The sequence below is a fragment of the Kitasatospora sp. NPDC093558 genome, from assembly GCF_040683475.1.
Classification (GTDB): Bacteria; Actinomycetota; Actinomycetes; order Streptomycetales; family Streptomycetaceae; genus Kitasatospora.
Map to the genome: position 1 here is coordinate 1 of NZ_JBFBDY010000921.1, position 2,093 is coordinate 2,093.

At 71.3% G+C, this 2,093-nt stretch carries 1 protein-coding gene; it reads right to left on the reverse strand.

Translation table 11 applies throughout. From position 1 onward, the window contains the following. Positions 1-2,093, reverse strand: a 2,093-nt coding sequence (locus tag AB0O00_RS36960; RefSeq protein WP_363659079.1) for a hypothetical protein, incomplete at both ends; no start/stop codon positions are given.

Sequence of the window (2,093 nt, forward strand, 5' to 3'; positions counted from 1 at the left end):
ACGGTCACCAGCGAGTACTGCACGACGGTCAGCGGCACGCTGACCGTCGACCCGGTGACGGTGTACGGCACCGCCTTGGGCGCCGGGTCCGTCCCGTCCGGGGTCGCGACGGTCACCGAGGCGACGGCGGCGCCCGCGGGCAGGGCGTAGGAGAGCGTGCAGTTCGTGGGCGTGGTGCGGAAGTCGGCCTGCGTGTCGCCGAAGTTGGTGAAGTTCACCAGGTGGACGACGACGTCGTTGCCGAGCTTGCGGGCCTCCAGGAAGATCCGGGGGTCCCCGGCGAGGGTGACGGCGGGCGGCGCGGACTGCCGTACGGGCGCCAGGAGTTGGTCGGCGGAGGCCTGGTCGGTCTTGGTGAGGTAGCTCAGCCCGGGCAGGGACTTGACGTACCACGCGGTGCCGGCGCCGTACGCGTTCCGGTTGGTGTCCGGCAGCGGGTTGGCCCGGCTCAGGCCGAGGACGTCGGAGAGCGCGAACTCCGTCCGCTGGGCGCCGAGTTGGTCGAGGCCGGTGGGGTTGGGGCCGGTGGTCACGATCGTCCCGCCGGCCGCGACGTAGCCCCGCAGCACCGCCGCCTCCGCGTCCGAGACCGCCTGGAGGTTGGGCAGCAGCAGCACCTTGAACCGGGCGAGGTCGGCGGCCGCCAGTCCGGGGCTGGTCACGGTGTCGAACGGGACGTGCGCGTACACGAGCGCCTTGACGGTGCCCCGGAACTCGCCCAGCCACGGCATCGTCGCGCAGCTCATCGCCGGCTCGCCGCCGCCCCACCACTCGGTGACCCCGGCCGGGGGAGTGACGGTGACGTACATCCCGTTGCCCGCGGTCGGGCTCACGTAGTCGCGCGAGGCGCTGGAGTGGTAGACGCCGACCTGGGCGAGCGGGGCCGCGTCGAAGATCCGCGCCTCGTTGGCCTTGACGAAGGCGTACACCCGGGTGCGCATCGCCGCATCCACGCCCGCGTTCTTGAACGGGGTCTTGACCTCGTACGGGTTGCAGCCGGTGGAGACCACCTGGGCGAGCACGAGCGAGGCGTCGTCCGGCTGCCAGCCGTACGAGAACGCCCACGCGGGCTTGGTGCCGCTGGCGGCGCGGGCGTATTTGTACATCGAGATGAGGCAGGTCCAGTCGGTGGCGGTGGCGTGGCGCATGCCGTCGTAGTTGCCGAGGATGTCCACCTCCCACACCTGGCTGATGCCGCTCTCGACCTGGCGCAGGTAGGCGCCGTCCAGGCCGATCGAGGTCGCGTAGCGGTAGTCCATCGAGACGGTCTCGGAGAAGACGACCACGTTGGGGTTGACGGACCGGGCGGCGGCGGTGATGTCGAGCTGCCACTGGTTGAGGTTGCGGTGGCGCCACTCGACGTAGCGGCGGAAGACCGGGTCGGTGTAGTCGGCGGCCTTCGGCAGGGCGAGGCCGGTGTCGGCCTGGAAGGCGGCGGCGCCCCACGTGGAGGCGTCGCACCAGGACAGGATGCCGTCGAAGTAGATCGGCACGTCCGGCCAGATCGCGTCGACGCCGGTCGCGGCGAGCAGCTTGACGCGCTTCAGGTAGTAGTCCCGCCAGGGGGAGTTGGGGCTGAGCCAGACGCTCTCGTCGTTCTTGTCGACCCACACCACCACGTTGCCGTAGAAGACGTTCGGCTTGCCGTCGAGGGAGCGCTGGACCCAGGCGCCGCCCTCGCCGTTCTTGTAGAAGGAGGGGCCGCTCAGGCCGCCGGGGGTGATGACCTCGAGCGACGGGTAGTACATGACGACTCTCAGGCCGGCGGCGTGCGCGAGGCGGGTGAAGGTCGTCACGTCGGTCATGTGGGCCGTGAACTCGGCGTCGGTGTGCCAGTCGGACAGGATCGTGTCGAGCTCGATCACGCTGACGTTCTGGGCCTTCAGGGTGTCGACGGTGGTCTGCATGTCGGCGGACTCGTTGAAGGTGCCGTCGGCGAGGCGGGCGTGGCGGGTCCACTCGGGCCAGGGCTGCGGGGCGGCGGGCTGCGGGGTGGTCGACAGCAGGGCGGCGGACGGCGGGCCGTCGGCGGGCACCGGTTCGGCGGCCCAGGCCTGGCCAGGCAGCAGTCGGACGGTGGCCAGGGCGCCGCC